This window comes from Candidatus Syntrophocurvum alkaliphilum (genome assembly GCF_009734445.1).
Taxonomy (GTDB): domain Bacteria; phylum Bacillota; class Syntrophomonadia; order Syntrophomonadales; family Syntrophomonadaceae; genus Syntrophocurvum; species Syntrophocurvum alkaliphilum.
On the sequence record NZ_CP046457.1, the window covers coordinates 338,958 to 362,087 of the forward strand.

Annotated in this window: 29 protein-coding genes and 1 pseudogene; all 30 read left to right on the top strand. The window is 31.3% G+C overall.

Annotation, left to right across the window (positions count from 1 at the left end; translation table 11 throughout):
• Positions 1-5 precede the first annotated feature (5 nt).
• The gene (locus SYNTR_RS01630) at positions 6-1,220 is read left to right on the top strand and encodes a type II secretion system F family protein (RefSeq protein WP_156202878.1); all 1,215 of its coding nucleotides are present in this window, start codon (positions 6-8) and stop codon (positions 1,218-1,220) included.
• A gap of 35 nt (positions 1,221-1,255) precedes the next feature.
• Positions 1,256-1,615 carry a prepilin-type N-terminal cleavage/methylation domain-containing protein gene (locus SYNTR_RS01635; RefSeq protein ID WP_243140214.1) on the top strand — a complete coding sequence of 120 codons (360 nt, stop codon included), beginning with the start codon at positions 1,256-1,258 and terminating at the stop codon, positions 1,613-1,615.
• A pseudogene (locus tag SYNTR_RS11780) lies at positions 1,612-1,842 on the top strand (prepilin peptidase); the annotation flags it as partial. The gene SYNTR_RS01635 and the pseudogene SYNTR_RS11780, both read left to right, overlap by 4 nt.
• Positions 1,843-1,854: 12 nt before the next feature.
• Positions 1,855-2,376, top strand: a complete 522-nt coding sequence (locus SYNTR_RS01640; RefSeq protein ID WP_243140215.1) for a prepilin peptidase — start codon at positions 1,855-1,857, stop codon at positions 2,374-2,376.
• A gap of 14 nt (positions 2,377-2,390) precedes the next feature.
• Positions 2,391-2,831, top strand: coding sequence for a type IV pilus modification PilV family protein (locus tag SYNTR_RS01645; RefSeq protein WP_156202881.1), 441 nt, complete (start codon positions 2,391-2,393; stop codon positions 2,829-2,831).
• Positions 2,828-3,319, top strand: coding sequence for a PulJ/GspJ family protein (locus SYNTR_RS01650; protein ID WP_156202882.1), 492 nt, complete (start codon positions 2,828-2,830; stop codon positions 3,317-3,319). Before SYNTR_RS01645 ends, SYNTR_RS01650 begins: the two co-directional genes overlap by 4 nt.
• The gene (locus SYNTR_RS01655) at positions 3,319-4,704 is read left to right on the top strand and encodes a pilus assembly PilX N-terminal domain-containing protein (protein WP_156202883.1); all 1,386 of its coding nucleotides are present in this window, start codon (positions 3,319-3,321) and stop codon (positions 4,702-4,704) included. The genes SYNTR_RS01650 and SYNTR_RS01655 overlap by 1 nt, the downstream gene beginning before the upstream one ends.
• Before the next feature lie 139 nt (positions 4,705-4,843).
• On the top strand, positions 4,844-5,818 hold the full coding sequence (gene pilM, locus SYNTR_RS01660; RefSeq protein ID WP_156202884.1) for a type IV pilus biogenesis protein PilM: 975 nt from the start codon (positions 4,844-4,846) through the stop codon (positions 5,816-5,818).
• Positions 5,818-6,357, top strand: a complete 540-nt coding sequence (locus SYNTR_RS01665; RefSeq protein ID WP_156202885.1) for a PilN domain-containing protein — start codon at positions 5,818-5,820, stop codon at positions 6,355-6,357. Before pilM ends, SYNTR_RS01665 begins: the two co-directional genes overlap by 1 nt.
• Before the next feature lie 2 nt (positions 6,358-6,359).
• Positions 6,360-6,908 carry a hypothetical protein gene (locus SYNTR_RS01670; RefSeq protein WP_156202886.1) on the top strand — a complete coding sequence of 183 codons (549 nt, stop codon included), beginning with the start codon at positions 6,360-6,362 and terminating at the stop codon, positions 6,906-6,908.
• A 176-nt stretch (positions 6,909-7,084) separates the two neighbouring features.
• Positions 7,085-8,485, top strand: coding sequence for a TldD/PmbA family protein (locus SYNTR_RS01675; protein WP_156202887.1), 1,401 nt, complete (start codon positions 7,085-7,087; stop codon positions 8,483-8,485).
• Positions 8,486-8,509: 24 nt separating this feature from the next.
• Positions 8,510-9,850, top strand: a complete 1,341-nt coding sequence (locus tag SYNTR_RS01680; RefSeq protein ID WP_156202888.1) for a TldD/PmbA family protein — start codon at positions 8,510-8,512, stop codon at positions 9,848-9,850.
• Positions 9,851-9,862: 12 nt separating this feature from the next.
• Complete coding sequence (locus SYNTR_RS01685; protein WP_156202889.1) at positions 9,863-10,060, top strand: hypothetical protein; 198 nt, start codon at positions 9,863-9,865, stop codon at positions 10,058-10,060.
• A gap of 142 nt (positions 10,061-10,202) precedes the next feature.
• Entirely contained in the window at positions 10,203-10,601 is a 399-nt protein-coding gene (gene aroQ / locus SYNTR_RS01690; RefSeq protein WP_243140249.1) for a type II 3-dehydroquinate dehydratase, read from the top strand.
• 54 nt (positions 10,602-10,655) lie between these two features.
• Positions 10,656-11,684, top strand: coding sequence for a M24 family metallopeptidase (locus SYNTR_RS01695; protein ID WP_243140216.1), 1,029 nt, complete (start codon positions 10,656-10,658; stop codon positions 11,682-11,684).
• Between the two features lie 13 nt (positions 11,685-11,697).
• Positions 11,698-12,255: an elongation factor P gene (efp, locus tag SYNTR_RS01700; RefSeq protein WP_156202891.1), complete on the top strand. Its 558-nt coding sequence runs from the start codon at positions 11,698-11,700 to the stop codon at positions 12,253-12,255.
• A gap of 91 nt (positions 12,256-12,346) precedes the next feature.
• Positions 12,347-12,805 (top strand): CD1247 N-terminal domain-containing protein, encoded by a 459-nt coding sequence (locus SYNTR_RS01705; protein ID WP_156202892.1) that lies wholly within the window; start codon positions 12,347-12,349, stop codon positions 12,803-12,805.
• A gap of 173 nt (positions 12,806-12,978) precedes the next feature.
• Complete coding sequence (gene spoIIIAA, locus SYNTR_RS01710) at positions 12,979-13,932, top strand: stage III sporulation protein AA (protein ID WP_156202893.1); 954 nt, start codon at positions 12,979-12,981, stop codon at positions 13,930-13,932.
• 1 nt (position 13,933) lies between these two features.
• Positions 13,934-14,458: a hypothetical protein gene (locus tag SYNTR_RS01715; RefSeq protein ID WP_156202894.1), complete on the top strand. Its 525-nt coding sequence runs from the start codon at positions 13,934-13,936 to the stop codon at positions 14,456-14,458.
• Between the two features lie 65 nt (positions 14,459-14,523).
• Positions 14,524-14,718 carry a stage III sporulation protein AC gene (gene spoIIIAC, locus SYNTR_RS01720; protein WP_156202895.1) on the top strand — a complete coding sequence of 65 codons (195 nt, stop codon included), beginning with the start codon at positions 14,524-14,526 and terminating at the stop codon, positions 14,716-14,718.
• A 61-nt stretch (positions 14,719-14,779) separates the two neighbouring features.
• A complete protein-coding gene (spoIIIAD, locus tag SYNTR_RS01725; protein ID WP_156202896.1) occupies positions 14,780-15,169 on the top strand; it encodes a stage III sporulation protein AD in 390 nt (129 codons plus the stop codon).
• Positions 15,170-15,192: 23 nt separating this feature from the next.
• A complete protein-coding gene (gene spoIIIAE / locus SYNTR_RS01730; RefSeq protein WP_156202897.1) occupies positions 15,193-16,374 on the top strand; it encodes a stage III sporulation protein AE in 1,182 nt (393 codons plus the stop codon).
• Between the two features lie 12 nt (positions 16,375-16,386).
• On the top strand, positions 16,387-16,971 hold the full coding sequence (locus SYNTR_RS01735; protein WP_156202898.1) for a stage III sporulation protein AF: 585 nt from the start codon (positions 16,387-16,389) through the stop codon (positions 16,969-16,971).
• A gap of 4 nt (positions 16,972-16,975) precedes the next feature.
• Positions 16,976-17,569: a hypothetical protein gene (locus SYNTR_RS01740; RefSeq protein ID WP_156202899.1), complete on the top strand. Its 594-nt coding sequence runs from the start codon at positions 16,976-16,978 to the stop codon at positions 17,567-17,569.
• A 2-nt stretch (positions 17,570-17,571) separates the two neighbouring features.
• Positions 17,572-18,105 (top strand): SpoIIIAH-like family protein, encoded by a 534-nt coding sequence (locus tag SYNTR_RS01745; protein ID WP_156202900.1) that lies wholly within the window; start codon positions 17,572-17,574, stop codon positions 18,103-18,105.
• A gap of 418 nt (positions 18,106-18,523) precedes the next feature.
• On the top strand, positions 18,524-20,434 hold the full coding sequence (accB, locus tag SYNTR_RS01750) for an acetyl-CoA carboxylase biotin carboxyl carrier protein (RefSeq protein WP_156202901.1): 1,911 nt from the start codon (positions 18,524-18,526) through the stop codon (positions 20,432-20,434).
• A gap of 11 nt (positions 20,435-20,445) precedes the next feature.
• The gene (gene accC / locus SYNTR_RS01755; protein WP_156202902.1) at positions 20,446-21,792 is read left to right on the top strand and encodes an acetyl-CoA carboxylase biotin carboxylase subunit; all 1,347 of its coding nucleotides are present in this window, start codon (positions 20,446-20,448) and stop codon (positions 21,790-21,792) included.
• 60 nt (positions 21,793-21,852) lie between these two features.
• Positions 21,853-22,257 carry an Asp23/Gls24 family envelope stress response protein gene (locus SYNTR_RS01760; protein WP_156202903.1) on the top strand — a complete coding sequence of 135 codons (405 nt, stop codon included), beginning with the start codon at positions 21,853-21,855 and terminating at the stop codon, positions 22,255-22,257.
• A gap of 84 nt (positions 22,258-22,341) precedes the next feature.
• Entirely contained in the window at positions 22,342-22,881 is a 540-nt protein-coding gene (gene amaP / locus SYNTR_RS01765; RefSeq protein WP_156202904.1) for an alkaline shock response membrane anchor protein AmaP, read from the top strand.
• A 16-nt stretch (positions 22,882-22,897) separates the two neighbouring features.
• Positions 22,898-23,116 (top strand): DUF2273 domain-containing protein, encoded by a 219-nt coding sequence (locus SYNTR_RS01770; protein WP_156202905.1) that lies wholly within the window; start codon positions 22,898-22,900, stop codon positions 23,114-23,116.
• Positions 23,117-23,130: the final 14 nt, after the last annotated feature.

The following is a 23,130-nucleotide window of genomic DNA, read 5'->3' on the forward strand; positions in this document are numbered from 1 at the left end:
GGTATATGCTGTTATATAGTTATCGAGTAAGAGATGAAAATGGCAGAGTAAAAAAAGGCTATTTAAAAGCAAGTAATAAAGAAAATGCAATTCAAAGCCTTCTGTTTCAAAAATATTATATTTTAGATCTTAATACTACTTCGAATTACAATATTTTAAATAATAATTTTTTTGTTAGGGTTAAAACTCAAGATCTTATTAATATGACTAGACAATTTTCAACTATGTTATCTGCTGGGCTACCGATTGCTGATACCTTAAACATATTAGAAGAGCAAACTCGCAATAAAAAACTACAAACTACAATATCAGAAGTAAAAGAAGATGTTATTGCAGGTTTATCTATTTGGGAAGCTTTAAATAAACACCCTGCTATATTTAATAATTTATATATAAATATGGTAAGGGTTGGAGAACAGGGTGGATCCCTTAGGACAGTTTTAAATCGCTTAATATCTTATTTAGAAAGAGAGCAGACTATAGAATTAAAACTTAGGTCAGCATTCATATATCCTGCACTTATTTTAGTTTTTACTATATTAGTTATACTATTTATTGTTTCCTTTATTATGCCTAATTTAGTAAGTATGTTTGTTGCTTCAGGAAGCACAATTCCATGGATAACTAAAGCTTTTTTGTTAGTTAGTGAAACTTTAAAAGGTGATTGGTATTTAATAATAATATCTACAGTAATAGCTTTATTATTTTTTAAATTAATTATTAAAACTAAAAAAGGCAAACTGTACTGGGATAAATTCATAATTAAAGCTCCAATTATAGGCAGTTCGATTTCGCAGATTTTAGTGGCACGTTTTTCTAGAACCATGGGTGTCTTGGTTATGTCTGGGATAACCGTAATAGGTGCTTTAGAAACTGCAAAAGCTGTTATCAATAATAAAGTAATGGAAATGGCTATTATTGATGCTAGTAATAGTATAAAAGAGGGTAATTCTGTTGCTAAACCTTTTGCCGAGTCAGGTGTATTTGATTCAATGGTAATACAAATGATTGCAGTAGGTGAAGAAACAGGGACTTTAGATGAAATGTTAATCAAAGTAGCAGACTATTTTGACCAAGAGGTAATGTATGTTATTGATAATCTTATAACTATTTTACAACCAGCATTAATTCTAATAGTTGCATTTTTAGTAGGTATAGTAGTAATAGCTACTATTCTACCGATTTTTGATCTTATAAATATAATGGGGACAGGTTTTTAGATACCATTATGGGGGTGTAGGAGATTAAAATCAATTTGATAAACAATAAAAAAGGTTTTACTTTAGTTGAATTGATAATTGTAATGGCTATTTTAGCTCTTGTTGCAGCAGTAGCTGTACCTAAGTTTCAAAATGTATTAGAAACCTCTAAAAAGCAAGCTCATAATACTAATGTAATGGCAATAGAAAAGGCAGCTGAGATGTATTTTTTAGAAACTAATACTGAACTTGAGTCATCAGAAATTAAAGAAACCCATGACTTAATTACAAAAAATTACTTGCAAACAGTTCCCACCTATCCATTAAATGACGAGATTGAGTATTATACAGTTACTATAAGTGATAGAGGCGTTATTGAAGTTAATCCAAAAAGAAAAGAGATATCTAATGAATGATTACTCTAATTGAAATTATAGTTTATTTAGGAATATTTATAATAGGTTTAATAATTGGTTCTTTTTTAAATGTCCTTATAAGTAGATTGCCTTATAAAGAGTCAATTATATTTTCAAGAAGCTATTGTCTCCAATGTAAGAAAAAACTTAAACCATTTGACCTTATTCCACTTGTTAGTTTTCTTATTACCAAGGGACGGTGCAGATATTGTAATAAAAGTATTTCTTGGTATTACCCCTTGGTAGAAATAATAACGGCTGTTTGCTTTATATTAATTTTTGTCGAGCATAATTTATCACTAAATCTATTAATAGGCTGTTTGTTGGTTAGTATATTAATTTGCTCATCATTTACTGATATTACTACTGGTCTTATTCCTAATCGCTTAACTTATTTTGGAGTTATAGCAGGACTAAGTTTAAGTTATTTTACAATTGGTTTAAAAGAATCATTATTAGGGATTGCATTTTTATTTGGAATATACTTATTAGCTGCAATTATTTCTCAAGGTGGTTTAGGTGGTGGTGATATAAAGCTAGCAGCTGCTATTGGAGCTTTTACCGGATTAAAAGGATCTTTTTTTGTATTTATAATTGCTTCGATTATAGGTGGAGTATGGGCTAGTTTACTATTAATATCCAAAAAAGCTAGTTTAAAAACAGCTATAAAATTTGGACCTATTTTGTCAATTGCTGCTTTTATTGTTTGGATGTATTTAGAACAATTAATAAATTTATATATGAGCATAATATTAAATTAATTGGGATTAACAAAATGTATAAAAAAACAAAAATGATTTTTTCAGATAAAAAGGGATTTACCTTGTTAGAAGTTTTAGTATCACTACTAATAGTTACTTTAATAGCTATGATGACTTTAAGTATATTTACTAATTCAAGCTTATGGATTTTAAATGCATACAATAAAAATTTATCATCGCGTTATGCAGGAGTAGTTTTAGAACACATACGTTTAAACTCATATAACCTTAAAGAAGGTTATATTTCTGAAACAGAACTAGGCTTAAAAGCAAAGAATGGTGGATTTGGTGTTGATCAAACATTTTTCAATCAAGAGTTGGATGAGATGAGCATAAATGTATATGTTGAAAATCATCATGAAATGACTAACTTATTTATAGTTAATATAGAAGTTACATGTAAAAAGCAAAAGGTAAAATTATTTGAACTAGTAAGTATAGTGGGAAAGAAATGATGAACATACATAGTGGTGAACAAGGTTTTACATTAATTGAATTGGTTATATCCCTTGCTATGACAAGTTTAATAGTAATAGGGTCAATGTCTCTTTTATGGATTGGAAGTAATTCATTTGAAAGACAGCATATACAGGCTGAACTCCAGTATTCTGCTAGGAAAGCGCAAGAAGTTTTAAAAAAGGATATTAGAGAAAGTAGCAATATTAAAATCTCTAATGATAAAGAATTAGTTTTAATTACCGACAGAACTGTTTTATATAGGGTGAATACTAACCAAAACAACCGGACTGAACTTCTGCGCAATGGTGTACCAACAGCAGAAAATATAATTATGCTTAAATATACCTTAACACCTGATAAGATAGTTAACTATGAAATAACAGCTAAGAAAAATCAAATAGAATATACTCTTAAAGGTAGTTGTAGACCACAGAATGAAAACATATCATGGATTGCTGGTCAAGGGTCAACTGGTGATAACTAATGAAAAACGAACGAGGTAGTTTAATAATACTAACACTTATGGTTTTCTTACTATTAAGTATATTAGCAATATCGGCTTCTAAAATAGCATTTATGGAATACCAAATGGTTAATTATGATTATGCTAATGAGAAAGCTTTATATGCTGCAAATTCTGGAGTTGAAGTAGTACGTGATGTTATTATCCAAGGATTAAGAAATGAAAAAACTATAAAAAGTATAAGAAGTGAGGTTTTAGCACTAGATAAAATAAAACTAAGTGATGAATCAGAAGTAGCGGTAAATTCATTTAACATAAATAATTTTAATAGTGATGGTACAGTTGTAGTGGAAGTAGAAAGTACTTATAAAAATGCAGAAGTTAATTTAAATGTAGTGTTAAGCTTTAGAGGATATCCTTTTTATATTATAAGAAGCAACAAATTATCAGTTGCAGGAAAATACAATGAGAAAGAGTTAAACTCTTATTGGATTGACAATGAAGAAGACTCAGGTTGGTTTATAGAAACAGGTTGGAATCCTTGGAGTAAAATTAACTTAAATAATGAAGTTGTTGGTGTAAATAGTATAAATAATGCTATAGATGATATTTCTACTTTTTTTAATTATTTTAATTACTTAAATTCTAAAGAACCACCTATTTTGCACACCATGATTCAAGAGTCTAAAGCTTTTGATACAAGAGATTTTATAATTAATAGTGACTATATTATAACCTCTACTCACAATCCTTCTCTTAATAATGTTGAAATACAAAGTTTAGAAACTTTGAGTGCTAAAGACTTAGGTCAATGGGAAGTAATACATAAAGATAAATTAGAGAAGGTAACTGATAATATATATTATCTAAATTTAAATGATATCAAGGCTAATATGCTATATATTGATATTAAACAACAACAAACATTAAAGATTATATTAAGGCAAAATGATAAATTAGTTGATGATATTCTATATTCTTCTGGTAGTAATCCTATAATTATATGTTCACCTGCTAATTTAAAACTAGATTTTTATATTGAGGATTTATTTGATTTAAGTGATATTAGTTTGTTTTTACTAAGCAACTCTAAAATAAGCCTAAATCTTTATCCGAATGATCCTCCCCAATCAAACCTTTCATGCAGTTTATATTTGTATGTACTTTCTCATCAAGATATTAAAATTAATTCCTATATAACAAACTTAAATATAAAAGGTTCTCTAAATTCAAGGGAACACATTAATATATCTTTACATGATGATTTACTAGGTTTTGAAGATTATACAGATTGGGATAATACTCCTAGTCAAATAAACTTTCAATACTGCAATAAATTATTGGATGCTTTTGTGTATCGTCTTAGCAGTTTAGGGATAGGAGAAATTATTTCTTATTCTTACTAAACGGTAATGTCTTTATTATTACGTAGAGGTAATTCATTTGTAGGTACTATACCTTAGTTATTTAGCTAATAAAAATTATTATCCTTACGTAGTGAAGATAAATTATTTATGTACTAATGACAAATAAGAAGGTGATGTAATGGTGGTTCCAACAAAGTCTTTTGTGGGATTAGATATAGGTAGTAGACAACTTAAAATTGTAGAAGTAAGTATTAAGAAAAATACGCCGATAGTAGTACAGCATTTTGTAACTAATATTTCTGAAATGGCAGTAAATGCTGGAACTATATTAAATACTCAATATCTTGGGGAAAAACTGGGTGAAATTTCTAAAGATATAAATATAAAAGGAAAAAAAGTAATAACTCAAGTTTATGGTAAGCAAGTTTTTAGTAAAATACTGGTTATGCCTTACATGAATAAAAAAGAAATTAAAAAAGCTGCAGGATATATGGCTGCTACTTTTTCACCAATACCTATAAATAACACCTACTATGATGTCCATCCTATTAGAGTAATAGAATCTGAAAATGTTAAAAAAGTAGAAGTTTTTTATGTTGCGGCTAAAAGAGATCAAATTGATGCATTGAAAAACATATGTAAAATAGCGGGACTTAAATTAGCTGCTGTTGATATTGAACCCTTAGCTGTAAATAGATTGCTTAATGAAGATATAGAGTTTTATGCATATTTAAATATTGGCTCATCTTGTTCTACATTTGCACTTCTTTCTGAAGGGATACCTTTATTTATTAGAAATATTCCGTTTGGAGTATCTACTTTGTATGAAAATTTTAATATAGATGAACTAAGTCAGTTAAGTATAAATGATATTTTGCTGCAAGACCCAGACTTAATACGAAGTTTATTACTCGAATTGCAATATTCAATTGATTTTGCAGAAACAAAACCAGAAATACTTTATATAGTTGGAGGAGGAGCTAAAATCAGAGATGTATCAATGTTTTTAGAAAATTATTTAAGTATAAAAATAGGAAACTTGAATATGTTAGAGTCTTTAGCTTTAAAGTCGGTTGATAATTCTAATGAAAAAGATAAATTTAAATCAGATTTAGCTATAGCATTAGGATTAGCTATGCGAGGGGTTTCTTAATGGAGAAAAGTAAGATAAGGGTGAATTTATTACCAGAAAAGGATAAAGTTTTACTTTCACCTTTAAAAGTTGAAATTATAAGCTTTACCGTAATAAGTTTATTAATATGTGGATGCATATTTTTTTTATATTACTATCAAGTCAATAAAAAAAATGAACAAATTATATTAAATCAACAACTGGAAATTTCAGCAAATAATTTGATGGAATATAATGAAAACTTGTCTAAAGTTACCCAATTAGAAAAAGCATTTCTTAAAAGGCAAGAGGCTATAGATCAAATACACTCCCCCAAAATAACTGCTGATATTATAAAAGGTGTAATAATAAATATGCCTGCTAAAGTGAATTTATATAGAATTCAATTAACTGATGAAATGGTATTAATTTATGGAAGTACAGCACGATACAAGAATGTTTCTGCTTTTATAAACAATTTAAGCAATATAGAGGATTTGAGCTTAATTAAAGAAGTATCTACTAATCTTACTGATGAAGAAATTATAGATTTTAGTATTGCTGTAAAGTGGGAGGGGTAATTGTGAGAGCTTTGTCTTTAAGAGAGAGAATATTTCTTTTTATATTATTTTGGTTATGTATAATTTATTTATTTTACAATGTGTTTTATTTGCCTACTCAAGAAAAAATATTGACTGCTAGCCAAGAAAATAATCAATTAGCAAATTATGTGGAGTTAGTAGATGACAAGAAAGTATCTAGTGAACACTTAGAAACAATGCTTTCTGTAGTACAAGAGCAACATTATAAACAACAAATACTTATACCTAATGATCCATTGCTTTCTGATGTAATAAATTTAATAGAAGAAATTGCTCAAAAGAAGAATATTAATCTAATATCTATAGTGTATAGAGATAACGATTACATAGATTCTGATGAGTTAATAAAGAATGTTAGTTACATATTATCTGCAGTTGGAAATGATTTGGAGTTGCTAGATTTTTTAAATGCAATTGAAAGAAAAGAACGCTTGATAGTTATAGAGAAAACTGAATTGTTGTGGGATGAAGAGGAAACGGCTAGATTAAACATTCATTTAACGATGTTCTACGATAATAATGAGTATTAATAAAGTATTTGCTAATACTTTAGGGTATTGAAAACTAGTTGTTAATATATACTAACAAGAGAGGCTATATTTAGTACGTAATTTAAATAAATATGTTACACCTTAAGTATAGACAATTCTTCTAAATGTAGTCTAATATTAAACCTAGCAAAAATATCCATGAAGGAGGTTTTTTTATGATTTTAGACAAAATAGTGCTATCAAAGGTTTTAACTGAAGCTATGTCAAAAGGTGGCGATTTTGCAGAAATTTATATAGAAGAAAAAAAAGTAAATAGTATATTTTGTGAAGATGATAAAATCGAAAAAATTAATAATGGTAGAGAAAAAGGCGCAGGAATAAGGGTAATTAAAGATGGTCATACAGCGTATGCTTACACCAATGATTTGTCTGAAGAGGGACTACTAAAGACTGCAACAGTGGCTGCAAAGGCAACTGAATTTAAAGAAAAAGTTGATACTGCTATCAACTTAGAAACTAGGCAACCTTCTTTTGAAATAGACTATAAAGTTATGCCGGAATCAGTAGATTTTAAGGACAAAATAGATTTAGTTTTAAGAGCTAATAATAAAGCACGAAGTCTAGGTGAAGAGGTGAAACAGGTTACAGTTTCTGTGGGAGATGTTCACAAAAAAAAACAAATAGCCAATTCTAATGGGGTATTAGTAGAAGATGAGCTTGCAAGAGTAAGATTTATGATTAATGTTGTTGCTGCAAGGGATGGCATTATTCAGACAGGTTATGAATCAGTAGCTGGAGTACGAGGCTGGGAGATTTTTGGTGAGTTTTCTGTAGAAGATTTAGCAGAAAAAGCAGGTTTAAGAGCAATAAAAATGCTTTCTGCTAAACAGGCTCCTGCTGGTAGAATGCCTGTTGTAATGTCGGCAGAAGCAGGAGGGACTATGGTGCATGAAGCATGTGGGCATGGTTTAGAATTAGATTTAGTTCAAAAGGGGTTATCAGTATATAAAGGTAAATTAGGACAAAAAGTTGCTGCAGAATGTGTAACAGTTATAGATGATGGAACTATGCTGGGTGAATATGGCACATTAAGGTTTGATGATGAAGGAAACCCAACTCAAAAAAACGTTTTGATTGAAAATGGTGTATTAAAAAATTATATGAATGATTATATTACAGCAGAGAAAGAAGGGGTTTCTTTTACTGGGAATGGTAGACGAGAGTCTTATCAACATAAACCTATACCTAGGATGACTAATACCTATATAGCATCAGGGAAAGATGATCCCGAGGAAATAATAAAAAGTACAGCTAAAGGCTTATTGGTTAAGAAGATGGGCGGTGGACAGGTTAATACCACCAATGGTGATTTTGTATTTGACGTACAAGAGGGATATATAATAGAAAACGGAGAAATCAAATACCCAGTGCGAGGGGCTACCTTAAGTGGAAATGGACCAAAAGCATTAGCTGATATTGATAAAGTAGGCAATGATTTAGGTTTTGCTATAGGTGTATGTGGGAAAGATGGCCAAGGAGTGCCAGTCTCAGATGCACAACCTACTATAAGAATAAAGGAAATGACAGTAGGTGGAACAGCAATGGGTGATGAGTAGAAAAATTTGAAAGTAGGTGACATTATGGAAAAATATTTACTTAATACAGGAGAAAAAGCCTTAGATTTATCTAAAAAAAAGGGAGTAGATGCAGAAGTATTTCTGCTTTATGATAAAGAGTTAAGTATTGAGGTATCAGGAGGAAAAGTAGAAACTTTAAAAGAAGCTGAAGAAATTGGCATGGGTCTTAGAGTTATAAATAATGGGAGAGTAGGTTTTTCCTTTACAAGTGATTTAACAGATTATGCAATTAAGGAAGCCGTCGAGAATGCTATAACCATATCTGCTTTTTCGGCTGCTGATGAAAATAATATCTTACCTAAAGGATCTTTTTCTTATGAGGCAATGGATACATTTGATTCAAATATAGCAAAAGTTTCTTTAGAAGATAAGGTAAGCATGTCTAAAGAAATTGAGGAGGTTGCACGCTCACAAGATAAAAGGATAAGTTTGGTGGAGCGTTCAGGTTATGAAGATACTGAGTTTATATCAGTTGTAATGAATACTAATGGGTTAGTTGCTGCTGGAAATGGTAACTTTAGTGGTTTATATATTTTTTTAGTGGCTGAAGAAAATGATAGTGCTGAAAATGGATTTTCAGTGATGGTGAAGAGCAAAATAAACGATTTAGAGCCAAAGAAAGTGGGGGAAGAAGCTGCTAAAAATGCATTAAGAAGCTTAAATGCTAAAAGCATGAAATCTGCAAAACTTCCTTGCATTTTAGATCCATATGTTGCTACAAAGTTTATGGGAGTATTAGCTCATTCTGTTTTAGCAGATTCTGTGCAAAAAGGCAAATCAATGTTTATTGGCAAAGAAGGGGAGCAGATAGGTTCAAAAGTGTTAAACATTGTAGATGATGCTACCTTTAAGGATGGTATTGCTACATTTCCTTTTGACAGTGAGGGAGTCCCATCACAAAATAATGTATTAATTGAAAATGGGATTTTAAAAGGATTTTTATATGATACTTATACTGCAAATAAAGCAGGAGTAACTTCGACAGGAAATGGACAAAGGGGTTCTTTTAGAACACTTCCGTCTGTTGGGACGAGTAATTTTATGATATCTCCCGGTGAAGCTAGTCCTGAGAATTTAATTGGAGATATAGAAAAAGGGTTGTATATAACAGAGGTTTTAGGTATGCATACAGCAAATCCCATATCAGGAGATTACTCAGTGGGAGCAGCTGGTATTTTAATAGAAAATGGGAAATTGACAATTCCCGTTAGGGGCATAACTATTGCGGGAAATTTAATTGATTTTTTACAAGACATAGATTCTGTTGGGAATGATTTGCGATTTTTTGGAAGTAAAGCAGCTTCAACAATAAGATTAAAAAGTATTAGTGTTGGTGGAGAATAAATCAGAAAAAATGTGTACGCGAAGGTCGCCTTCCTTTATCTTTATGGTTATGATCCGCTAAATACATATATACGAATGTTTAATGGGGCTTTTGGTAGTACCTATGCTTTATCAGAAACTTTGGTAAAAGCCATCCCTTTAATGTTAGCTGGTTTAGCTCAGCCGATTCCATACTCTAAGTTTAGCTTTTGGCAGTGGAATCAGAATTAAGAATAGATTCCACTGCCAAAATATATTTGCAAAGCAAATGATGAATAATTATAAATTATTTTGTATTAATAGCATTGGAGTGATTATATTGAATTCTGACAGTGAAAAAAATGTTTTAGTTATAAATGGTCCTAATCTAAATATGTTAGGTAAGAGGGAAAAAGAAGTATATGGAGATATCAGCTTAGAGATAATAAATGAACAACTAAAAAAACAAGCTTATGAACTAGGGCTTAATATAGAATTTTTCCAGTCAAATCATGAGGGTAATTTAATAGATAAAATACATAAATCTAATAATGTTATAGATTTTATTATAATAAATCCAGGGGCACTAACTCACTATAGTATTGCTTTATTAGATGCACTAAAAAGTGTTGAAATACCATATATAGAAGTACACATATCTAACATATATTCTCGTGAATCATTTAGACATAACTCAATAACTGCTACTGCTGCATTAGGAGGAATATATGGCCTCGGTGTTGATAGCTATTTTTTAGCTTTAAAAGCAGCATATTCTTATTTAATCAATTAATAATGATTGAGGTGGATGGTAATTATTAATCGTATTGAAAAATTTAGGACTTTAATGAATAATGAAAACATAGAGGGTTTTTTAATAACTAAGCCAGAAAATATAAGGTATATATCTAATTTTAGTGCAGGAGCAGATGCTAAGCTATTAGTTACTAATGATGAGCTTTATATTATTACAGATTCTAGATATTATGAACAAGTTGAAAAAGAGTGCTCAAATGATTGGGAACTAGTTAAAAACACACAACCTGGCTTTAATTTTTTAACAAACCTAGATTTGAAAATAAATAAAATAGGATTTGAAGCTGAGGCAATGTCTTATGCAGATTATACTAACTTAAAAAAATATTATAACTCGATAGAAGGATATACTAATATTATAGAACAGCTTAGAGTGAAAAAAGAAGAATCAGAACTAGAACTGTTGCGGTTTGCTGCTAGTATAGGAGATAAAGTTTTTAGTGAAATAAAAAAATATATAAAACCAGGAGTAAAAGAAAAGGTAATTGCTAATAGAATAGAGTTACTTTTAAAAGAATACGGAGCTGAAAAACACGCATTTGATACTATTGTAGTTTCAGGAAAGAAAGCTTCATTGCCTCATGGGAAGCCGGATGACAAATTGCTTGAAGAAAAAGATATGGTTACAATGGATTTTGGCGGTTTTTACAAAGGTTATGCTTCTGATATGACTAGAACAGTTATAGTAAAGGAAAGTTATTCTAAGTTTTATGATTTATATAAAAGACTATTAGAAGCTCAAAAAATAGGTTTATCTTCAGTAAGAGCTGGAGTGGTTTGTTCTGAAGTTGATGATAAAGTACGAACATATTTAAAAAAGTATGATTTAGATTCTTATTTTGCACATAGTACAGGACATGGGGTAGGATTAGAGGTGCATGAAAACCCGAGATTATCATCAACTAGCAAAATGTTATTAGAAGAAAATATGGTAGTGACTGTTGAGCCAGGTATTTATATCCCCGGATGGGGAGGAATAAGGATAGAAGATACCGTAATAGTTAAAAATGGGGACTGCGAGGTTATAACCCAATCTGATAAAAAATTACTAATTATATAGTGGAGGGATAGTAATGATTTCTGTAAATGATTTTAAAACGGGATTAACAATTGAATTAGATGATCAAGCTTATCAAGTTGTTGATTTTCAGCATGTAAAGCCAGGTAAAGGAGCAGCATTTGTTCGTTCAAAATTGAAAAACATTAAAACTGGTGGAATAATCGAAAAAACATTTCGTGGTGGAGAGAAGGTAAATAAAGCACATTTAGAAAGAAAAGAAATGCAATATTTATACAATGATGGCGATGGTTTTGTATTCATGGACAATCAAGATTTTGAACAAATATCTATTTCTGATGAAATACTAGGTGAAGGTTCTAAATGGTTACTTGAAAATATGAACATACATGTACTGTTTTTCCAGAACAATATTATAGGTGTTGAACTACCTAATTTTGTTGAATTAGAGGTTGTTGAAACAGAACCAGGTATTAAAGGTGATACTGCAACAGGTGCAACAAAAGGTGCTACAGTTGAAACAGGAGTTACAGTCCAAGTACCTTTATTTATAGAAACAGGTGATAAATTACGTATTGATACCCGCACAGGGCAATATATGGAAAGAGCATAAAGAAAAAATAAAATTCTAGTGTAAATCTCCTTTTTTGGACAAATACTATTATTAAATTAATGATGGTTCATAAAAAGAAGGAGGTTTAAACGTGAGAGATATTTGTGAAAAAGTCAGTTATTTGCAAGGCTTAAGTGAAGGGCTTAATATAGCAGATAATTCTCCTCAAGGCAAAATTTTATCTGGTATGCTAGAGGTTTTAAATGAAATAGCCGATAGGATAACAGATATAGAAGAAGATTTTGAGGATATGAAAGAATATGTTGAAAGTATTGATGAGGATCTTTGTGTATTAGAAGAAGATATATATGATGAAATGGATTTTGATAATGACTACTTATATTCAGAAGATACTGATTATGTAGAATTAAGTTGTGATGATTGTGGAGAACCGATATATTTTGAAAGTGATGTCTTAGATGTTGATGATGTAGTGGAAATAATTTGTCCAAAATGCAATGAAGTTGTTTTCATTAATGATGGTTCATTTGATTATGTTTATGAAGAAGGAGATGGTACATTAGATTTTTCTAATCCTTCACCATCTTAAAAAATATTAAAAAGAACGCGTTTGCGTTCTTTTTTTTTTGGTTAATTAGTGGTCATGCTTTTTAAAAAGCATGACTTTTTAAGTTTATTGAGCTATTTATTAACTAATTTACAATAAGATGGCATATTTTTTTGGACAGTCCAATATCTATTTAAAGCAAGGGTGGTGGTAAGATGTTCTGTCGAGATGAAAATAACATAAAAAAGGATATTATCCCTTACCTATCGCCTAAAATAAAAGATTTAATTCTTAATTTAAGAAGCCAAGATTATACTTTATTAGAAGAAATAAGACTTCGTTGTGGTAAACCTTTGATAATAAAACTAGGCGATAAGGATTATACAGTTAATAATAAAGGGATATTTACTGATGAACTAGATGAAGGTTATATAGCCGACGAAGTAGACTTGTATCGCACAATAGCTTCAATAAGTGATAATTCACTTTATGCATTTGAAGAAGAAATAAAAAGAGGTTTTATTACTATACCAGGTGGTCATAGAGTAGGGCTTGCCGGTCAGGTGGTTTTAAACGGAGGAGATATTAAAACAATAAAAGATTTTTCCGGTATAGCTATTAGGGTAGCTCGGGAAATAAACAACTGCAGTGTACATATTTTACCATTAATTTACCCACAACGATCTCTTCCTAAAAATACCTTGATTATATCACCTCCTAGGTGTGGTAAAACAACAATTTTACGGGATATTGCTCGTGCTATTTCTAAAGGTTATAGAAATAATAAAGGTCTTAATGTAGCCCTTATTGATGAACGTTCGGAATTAGCTGGATCTTTTAAAGGAATACCACAGCTTGATGTTGGACCTAGGACTGATGTACTTGATTCTTGTCCTAAAGCAATGGGGATGATAATGGCGACCAGGTCGTTATCTCCTCAAGTCGTAGTAACTGATGAAATTGGCAGAAAAAAAGATGTTGAAGCTATTGAAGAATGTATAAATGCTGGTGTGACTGTAATTACTACAGTTCATGCTAAAAATATTGAAGAAGTAAAAAAGCGACCTATTTTAAAAGGTTTAATTTCAAGTGGAGCTTTTAAAATTGGGATTATACTGTCTAGGCGTAATGGACCCGGTTCCATCGAAGAAGTAGTAAGGTGGGATTAATATGTTTTTAATTAAAACTATTGGAATAGCATTAGTCATAGGAGGTTGTGGTGTTTTTGGTCTTCTAGGTGCTAAAAAAATTCAAAATAGAGTAGAAGAAATAAAATCTCTGCGTTTAGCTATTGGTTTTTTGGAAAAGGAAATAAGTTATATGCATACCCCTTTATCGCGAGCATTAGAAAGAACAGCAAATTTTTCCCCATTTCCAGTAAATGGTTTATTCAAAGAGAGCTCAAAGGCACTAAGCAATAAAGAAGGGGTTACAGCTGCAGAAGCGTGGGAAAAAGGTCTAGAAAAATTGTACAAAAATTCTGATTTAAAACCCGAGGATATCGAGTTACTACGTTCTATAGCACTTCAAATTGGCATGTCTGATGCTTTTGAGCAAAGAAAATTTTTTAATTTAATTCAAGAAGAGTTAGTTATTCAAGAAGAAAAAGCCAGAGCAGAAGTAAATTCAGGTCAAAAACTATGGACTTATGGCGGATTTATTTTAGGAGCCATGATTGTTCTTTTACTTATTTAGATAAATGTTAAAACACTTATGAAAACATTTTATTACTTTTTATTTTGAGAAATGGGGGTAAATTTATGGATATTGATATTCTGTTTCGAATTGCTGGTATAGGAATACTTATTTCCGTTTTAACCATAGTTTTAAAACAAGCTAAGAAAGAAGAACAGGCCGAACTACTAACGCTAGCAGGAGTAGTAGTTGTATTTATTATCGTAGTTCAATTAATGAGCCAATTATTCACGGTTGTACGCTCAGTATTTAAATTATAGTTCATAATTAATACTGTTATTTATACCCCAAATACATATAGTTTGAAAAGGAGCGAGTTTAGTGGAAATTGCTCAAATTGTGGGGATGGCATTAATCACTACGATGCTTTTAATGATACTACGACAGCAAAAACCAGTCATGGCAATAATGCTAAGCTTGGTGTTTGGTGTAATGATTTTTATGTTTCTAATGGACAAAATGGCAGCTATTGTTAATGTAATGCAGGAATTAGCTAGGCGTGCTGAGATGAATTACTTTTTCTTAACTACAATACTAAAAATCCTGGGTGTAGCTTACTTAGGAGAATTTGCTGCAGCGATTTGTCAGGATGCTGGAGAACATGCAGTAGCAAAAAAAGTAGAGTTTGCTGCAAAAATTATAATTGCTGTTCTTGCTCTACCAATAATGATAGCTATATTAGATTCTCTAATGGAATTAATGCCAAGATAATTTAATTAAAGTGAGTGTTGATTATGAAAAAGATATTAGCAATATCTATTCTAATAACAATTTTTATACTGGTACCATCAGCTATTGCATATAGTTTTGATGATCACGAGAGTGCACAATCAGTTGTTTCTATACACGAGGCTTTACATAGTTTAGACATGAGCACATTAGAAGAGTATAAAAACCAAATTGATGATGAAATAAGTCCATTTTTTGAAAATAAAACGGTCAAGGATTGGATAATTGGCTTTGTTAGAGGTGAATGGTCATTTGATTTTGCTGAAGTATGTGAAAATATACTCCAAGGTTTATTTAAAGAGATTTTAGCTAACTCAAGTTTATTGGGAAAAATATTATTATTATCTGTTTTGTCAGCTTTATTAGTTAATTTGCAAAATTCATTTTCATCTAGTATTGCTAAAGTTTCATATTTAGCTTGTTTTCTTGCTCTTAGTGCTATTGCACTAAATTCATTCCAAATTGTATTAAATATAGGTCATCAAACTATTGATAATATGGTCGCTTTTATGATGGCAATGCTTCCTCAGATGGTAATACTTATAGCTGGATTAGGGAATATAAATACTTCATTAATGGTTTTTCCTGTACTAATGTCAGCAGCTACAGTCTTTGCTAATTTAATTAAATCAGTAGTTTTTCCTCTAATTATTATGTCAGCTTTATTACACATAATAAATCAAATGTCAGATACGGTTAAAGTTGCTCGTATGGCTAAGTTTGTTAGTCAGCTTGCACAATTATCATTAGGTTTCTTTTTAACTATATTTGTTGGGATTGTTACTTTAAGAGCTGTTTATGCTTCTGTTTTAGATAAGGTTACTCTCCGTACTACTAAATTTGTTACTGATAATGCAATACCCGTTGTAGGTAAAATGTTTTCCGATACTATAGAGGTAGCTGCGGGATATGTAATATTACTTAAGCAAGCTGTTAGTATATACGGAGTTTTAATAATATTTGGTATTATTCTTTTTCCTTTATTAAAAATTGCAGCTATAGCTTTAATTTATAAAATAGCAGCCGCAATAGTTGAGCCGATTGGTGATTCTAGAACAGCTTCTGTATTAGAAATAATGAGTACTCATCTCTTTCTAATGTTATCTGCTGTAGCTTCTGTGGGTTTAATGTTTTTAATAATGCTAGCAATGTTAGCTGGAATGACTAATCATATGATGACTCGTTAATGGGGGGTTGATATGGAAGTACTAATAACTATAGTCCAAAGCCTCTTAGTAATAATTATTATTGCAAGTTTTTTAGAATTATTGTTACCTGATGGCAGTATAAAACCATTTGTTCGATTCGCAGTAGGATTATTTGTATTAATAGCAATATTAAATCCTGCCTTAAGCTTTATTTTTAGCAATCATGATTTAAAATTAGATTTTTGGGATTATACAGTTGATGAGTCTATTGAGGAAAAAATAATGGTTGATGCTCAAGAGCTTAATGAAAGAATAGTGAATGTTAGTAGTAATACTGTACTTGAAAAAATGCAGGGTCAAATAAGCTCAATGGCATTACTTGTTCCTGGTGTTGAAGAAGTCCAAACAGAGTTGAAAACAGATCAAGATGGGATTATTGAAAAAATATATTTAGAAGTTACACCTGAAAACAATAGCGACATTGAAGAAATTGAATCAGTAGATATATTAAATACTGAAAGCTCAACTGATGAATATGTCGATTATACTAATCTAGAAAATAGAATTATAACGGTAATTAACAATGTCTTTGGATTAAAAGATGTTGATATACAAATAGAATTTCAAGGGGGTTAAAATTATGATAGAGGAATGGATTAGGGGGTCAGATGACAAAGAAAAAACGGAGAAACTACCCAATATGGGAAAAAAGAGCAAATATTTGTTGGTTTTAATAATTAGTTTAGGGATATTAGCACTAATTTGGCCTATGGGCAAAACACCTGAGGAAGAGACTACCAAAATTATAGATTCAACAAATATTAAACAGTCAAGCGTTGAAACGGGCAATGTTAAAAATGAACTTTCTAGAGAATTAGAGGCAATTCTTAGTCAAATAAACGGAGCTGGTATAGTAAATGTTAGTCTAAATCTTTCGTCAGAGGGTGTAAAAACATATGCCACGAACAAGAGAGATGAAAGAAGAGAAACTTATGAAACAGATAACACTGGCGGAGATAGAAAGATTATAGAGGAAAATCAAACTAGAGATTTAGCAGTTTCTACTGGAGAGGCCTTATTACTAGAAAAAAAATCACCAGAGGTAGTTGGAGTATTAGTAGTTGCAGAAGGAGCAAGAAGCTCAGTTATAAAAGAAAAACTAACTGATGTTACATCAACCCTTTTGAACATATCTCCCCACCAAGTAAGGGTAGTGCCTAGGAAGGGGGATTGAAAATGGTGTTAAATCGTAAAAAAACAATTATAGGTATAGTTAGTATACTAATACTTATAGTAGGGATAAGTTTAGTAAATCTAACCTTACAAGAACCAGTCAGTGAAAACGAGGAACAAAATGAATCAGTTATTACTGGGGAGATTGAAAAACAAATAAAAGAAAATAAAGACGAAAAAAAGACTACATTTTTTGCTCAGTATAGAATAGAGCGTGAAAGGGTAAGGGGAAAACAGATAGAATTATTACGTGATATTATTAATGATCAGTCACAAGAGCCACGTGCAAAAGAAGTAGCTTCAGAAAGATTAGTTGCAATAACTGAAGATATTGAAAAAGAACTAAAAGCAGAAAGTTTTATCAAATCTAAAGGCTTTAAAGAATGTGTTGTTATAATTATGCCAGAAACTACTACTGTAGTAGTAGAATCAACAGCATTAAGGGTTGATAAGGAAGAAGAAATAAAAAAATTAGTTAGTAGTGCAACTGGTTGTAGTGAAGATAAAGTAAGTATAATAATACATGAACCTGAATAAATTTTCTTTACTTTTTTAGTATAAATATAGTAACCTTAAGGCAAAGATTAATTTTTTAGATGTTTTGTTTTTAGTATACATGACTTATTTCATTGAAATATAATCTATTTATAATTATAATGTTTACAGTTTATAATACTCAGACCTATGGTCTGAGTATATTTGTATACATATAAAACTTCATATATAAAAATTGGTTCTGCTACAAAAAGCAATTAAAAAAACTTAACGCTTAGCTAACTTGTTTGTTAAAACCCCGAATAGTAAGGGTTGTATAGATTAAGGTGAAAAACCTAGATGATAAGTGTTAAGCTAAAACCGAAATAAAGGACAATGAGTGGCTTTTTACAGTGGAATTAAAATTACGAACTAATAAATATAATAATGATAATTGGCTTTAACAGGGAGGTAAACAAAAATGGGTAAGATAAAAATTACAGATACTAGCTTACGGGATGGTCACCAAAGTTTATGGGCAACAAGAATGACAACTGATGACATGCTTCCCGTTCTTGAAACCTTAGATAATATTGGATATCATTCGCTTGAGGTTTGGGGTGGAGCTACATATGATGTGTGTTTGCGTTATCTGAATGAAGATCCTTGGGAAAGATTGCGTACAATTAGAAAATATGTGAAAAATACTGAACTTCAAATGTTGTTAAGAGGTCAGTCATTAGTAGGGTATATGCATTATTCAGATGATATAGTAGAAAGATTTGTTCAAAAATCAGCAGAAAATGGCATAGATATCTTTCGTGTTTTTGATGCATTGAATGATATTAGAAATTTAGAAACTAGTATAAAAGCAACTAAGAAAACAGGTAAACATGTTCAAGCATGTGTTGTTTATACTATTAGTCCAGTTCATTCAATGGATCATTTTGTTGATACTGCTTTAAAGCTTCAGGATATGGGCGCCGATTCGATATGTATTAAGGATATGGCTGGTCTTTTAGCACCATATGTATCCTATGATTTAGTATCAGCTTTAAAGGAAAAACTAAATATACCAGTACAATTACATACACATTACATTGGAGGGTTAGCTATTGCAGCATGTTTAAAAGCCGCAGAAGCAGGTGTTGATGTTATTGATACTGCAAGTGTACCAATGGCATTTGGCTCATCCCAACCTCCTGTTGAAACAATTGTTAGAGCACTACAATATACTGATTGGGATACAGGTCTTGATTTGAGCAAACTATTTAATGTAGCTACTCATTTTGAGCAGATACGCAAACATAAAGGTTTTGAGCGCGGGGTTACAAGGATTACAGACATGAAGGTGTTCGAACATCAGGTTCCTGGTGGTATGATTACCAATTTAGTATCACAATTAGAAGAACAAAATGCTTCTGATAAAATGGAAGATGTATTGGAAGAAATACCTAGAGTAAGAGAAGATTTAGGATATCCACCTTTAGTTACCCCTACAAGCCAAATAATTGGAATACAGGCTGTTTTAAATGTACTGACGGGCGAAAGATATAAGCTTTGTCCAGGTGAAGTGAAAGATTATGTTCGTGGCTTGTATGGTAAGCCACCTGAAACTATTAATAATGAAATAAAAGAAAAGATAATTGGTGATGAAGTGGTTGTAACTGAACGCCCTGCAAACTTATTAGAACCTGCTTGGGACAAAGGTAAACAAGAAATACAGCATTTAGCTGAAACTGAAGAAGATATACTATCTTATCTTTTATTTCCTCAAGTAGCACTTAAATATCTGGAATTCCGTCAAAACAGAGGCGATGAAGATAAACCCCAAATATTATCAGCAGATGAAGTGAGTGAGGAATTAGAACAGGAAAGTAACATTTCTAAGAAGCAAAAGCTTACTAAATCCAAAAAAAGACCATTGAACAGGGGAGATGAAGACATGAATATAGATGATATTAGAGAACTTATTTTGCTAATTGACCAAACTTCTGTTGCAGAGCTTGACGTACAGAAGGATGATTATCGCTTAAGTTTAAGAAAATCAGTAAGTGATAAAAATGAGATATCTTCCAATGAAGTGACTAATAAACCAGTAAAGGAAAAAATAGAGGAAGAAGAAGTAGAGGTAGAGGTTTCTAGTGATGATTTAGAGGAAGTTAGTTCGCCAATGGTAGGCACTTTCTATGCTGCACCATCACCAGACTCTGATCCTTATGTTCAGGTGGGAGATATAGTAGAAAAGGGGCAAACACTTTGTATTGTTGAAGCCATGAAATTAATGAATGAAATAAAAGCAGAGTTTGATGGTACTATTGCACAAATATGTGTAGAAAATGCTGAACCGGTAGAATATGGACAAACACTATTTTTAATAGATAAAAAATAGGAGTTGATCAATTGTTTTCTAAAATACTAATTGCAAATCGTGGTGAAATAGCTGTAAGAATAATACGTGCATGTAATGAATTAAATATACCAACAATAGCAGTTTATTCTAAAGCAGATAAAGATGCACTTCATGTGCAAATGGCTGATGAAGCTATTTGTATCGGGAATGCTCCTGCAAATCAAAGCTATTTGAATATTTCTAATATAATAGCAGCAGCTAAAAACATGAAAGTAGATGCCATTCATCCGGGATATGGTTTTTTGGCTGAAAATGCTTACTTCGCAGAAATGTGTCAAACATATAATATAAAGTTTATCGGACCTAATCCTAATGTTATTAATGCAATGGGAGATAAGGTGAAAGCAAGAGAAGTAGTTCAAGCAGCAAATGTACCGCTAGTTCCTGGTAGTGATGGAGCTATAACAGAATATGAAGAAGCAAAAAAATTAGCAGAACAAATAGGTTACCCAGTAATGATAAAAGCCTCAGCTGGTGGTGGAGGTCGGGGTATGCGACTTGCACATAATAGTGAATCTTTAAAGGAAGCCATTAATATGGCAAAAATGGAAGCAGAATCAGCTTTCGGTAATGGTGAGGTTTATATAGAAAAATATATTGAAGAACCTAGACATATTGAAATTCAAATACTTGGAGATGAGCATGGTAATATAGTACATTTAGGTGAAAGAGACTGTTCAATTCAAAGAAGAAATCAAAAGCTTTTGGAAGAAGCACCTTCTCCGTTTGCAGATGAAGAATTACGTAACAAAATGGGAAATGCAGCAGTAAAGGCGGCAAAAGCGGCAAATTATTTTAGTGCAGGTACAGTTGAGTTTTTAGTAGATAAAAATAAAAACTTTTATTTTATAGAGATGAATACAAGGATTCAAGTTGAACATCCTGTGACTGAAATGATAACAGGTATAGATATTATAAAAGAACAAATAAGAATAGCAGCCGGAGAGTCATTAGGTTATTCTCAAAATGATATTAAACTTACAGGTTGGGCTATTGAGTGTAGAGTAAATGCTGAAGATCCCAATGATGATTTTATTCCTTCACCTGGTAATGTGCATAAATACTTACTACCAGGAGGGCCTGGTGTAAGGATAGATTCTTCGGTTTATACAGGTTATACTATACCTCCATATTATGATTCCATGGTAGCTAAGTTGATTGTATGGGGGCATGATAGAACTGAAGCGATTGCAAGGATGAAAAGAGCATTAAATGAATTTAAAGTAGATGGAGTAAAAACAACTATTCCATTTCATTTACAAGTACTAAATAATGCATTTTTTCAAAAAGGTGAAGTTTATACCAACTTTATTCAGCGAAGAATGACTGAGTACTAAGGAATTTGCTTATTAAAACAAATACTGGTAAAATGTCATCTAATAAACGGAGGTGAAATAATGGAAAATGAAAAATCCAAAATGGATAATGAATTAGGGGCTATTCGTATAGCAGATGAAGTCGTAGCGACTGTAGCCGGACTTGCAGCAGCTGAGATTGAAGGTGTTGCTTCAATGAGTGGAGGCTGGAGTACTGACTTAGTTGAAAGGTTAGGAAAAAAGAACTTTGGTAAAGGTATAAAAGTTGAGGTTAATGAAAATGAAACCTCTATAGATATTTACATTGTTGTTGAATATGGTTACGCTATTCGTGAAGTAGCTGAAAATGTACAAAAAGAAGTCAGTGTAGCAGTAGAAACTATGACTGGACTTAATGTGGCATCAGTTAATGTACATATAGTTTCTGTTATTATGAAAAGAGATAATCAAGAAGAAGAAGAAGAAATAACACCTGAGGCATTCTAGCGATATTTTAATTAACGAATAATAGAACCCCCTGTTTAGCAGGGGGTTATCTGTGTCATTCCTAATTGGAAAGGAGAGGTAGTTATGCCAATGATATGGAGAACAGTATTGATTTTATATAGCTTATTGCTAATTTTTATTTCAGGTGTAGCTCTAAGCACAGCTTTAGGTGGGTTACAACTGTCATACTATATAGAATTAGCATTAGCTACTACTCAAAATCAGATCATATTAATTGCTGTTGCTGTATTGTTGATTGGTTTTGCTCTATGGGTTATTGTTGTATCCCTAAAGAAGAAACCAAAGCCCCAATCAGTTACTGTAACAGACGGTGTTTTGGGACAAGTCTTAATAACTATTCCAGCAATAAAAGTTATTATTATGAAAGCAGTTAAACAGGTTGAAGGATTAAAAGAAATAAAAACAGATGTGAAAAATACTACAAATGGATTAACAGTGCAAATGCGGGTTTTAATTAATCCAGATTATAATGTTCCTGAACTTAGCCAAAATATTCAAAAAACTGTTAAAGAACATTTGCATGACATAGGCGGCCTTAGTGCTACTGATATAAATGTGTTAATAGATGACTTTTATGCACATTCCAAGCCTGCTAATGATTAAGGGGGCATGTTGATTTATGTGGGAAAAAATTTTATTATCAATGTTCCAAGAACACCGAGGAAAAGTAGTTGGTGTTCTTCTTGGACTAGTTGCAAGTATTTTATTTATAACATATGGTTTTTTAAAGGCTATATTTATAATCTTTTGCATAGTTTTGGGGTACCTTATTGGAAAGAGATTAGATGAAAACAAGGGGTTTGAACAGTGGTTACACAAGATGTTTAAAGAAAAGTGATTTTTGGAAGGAAG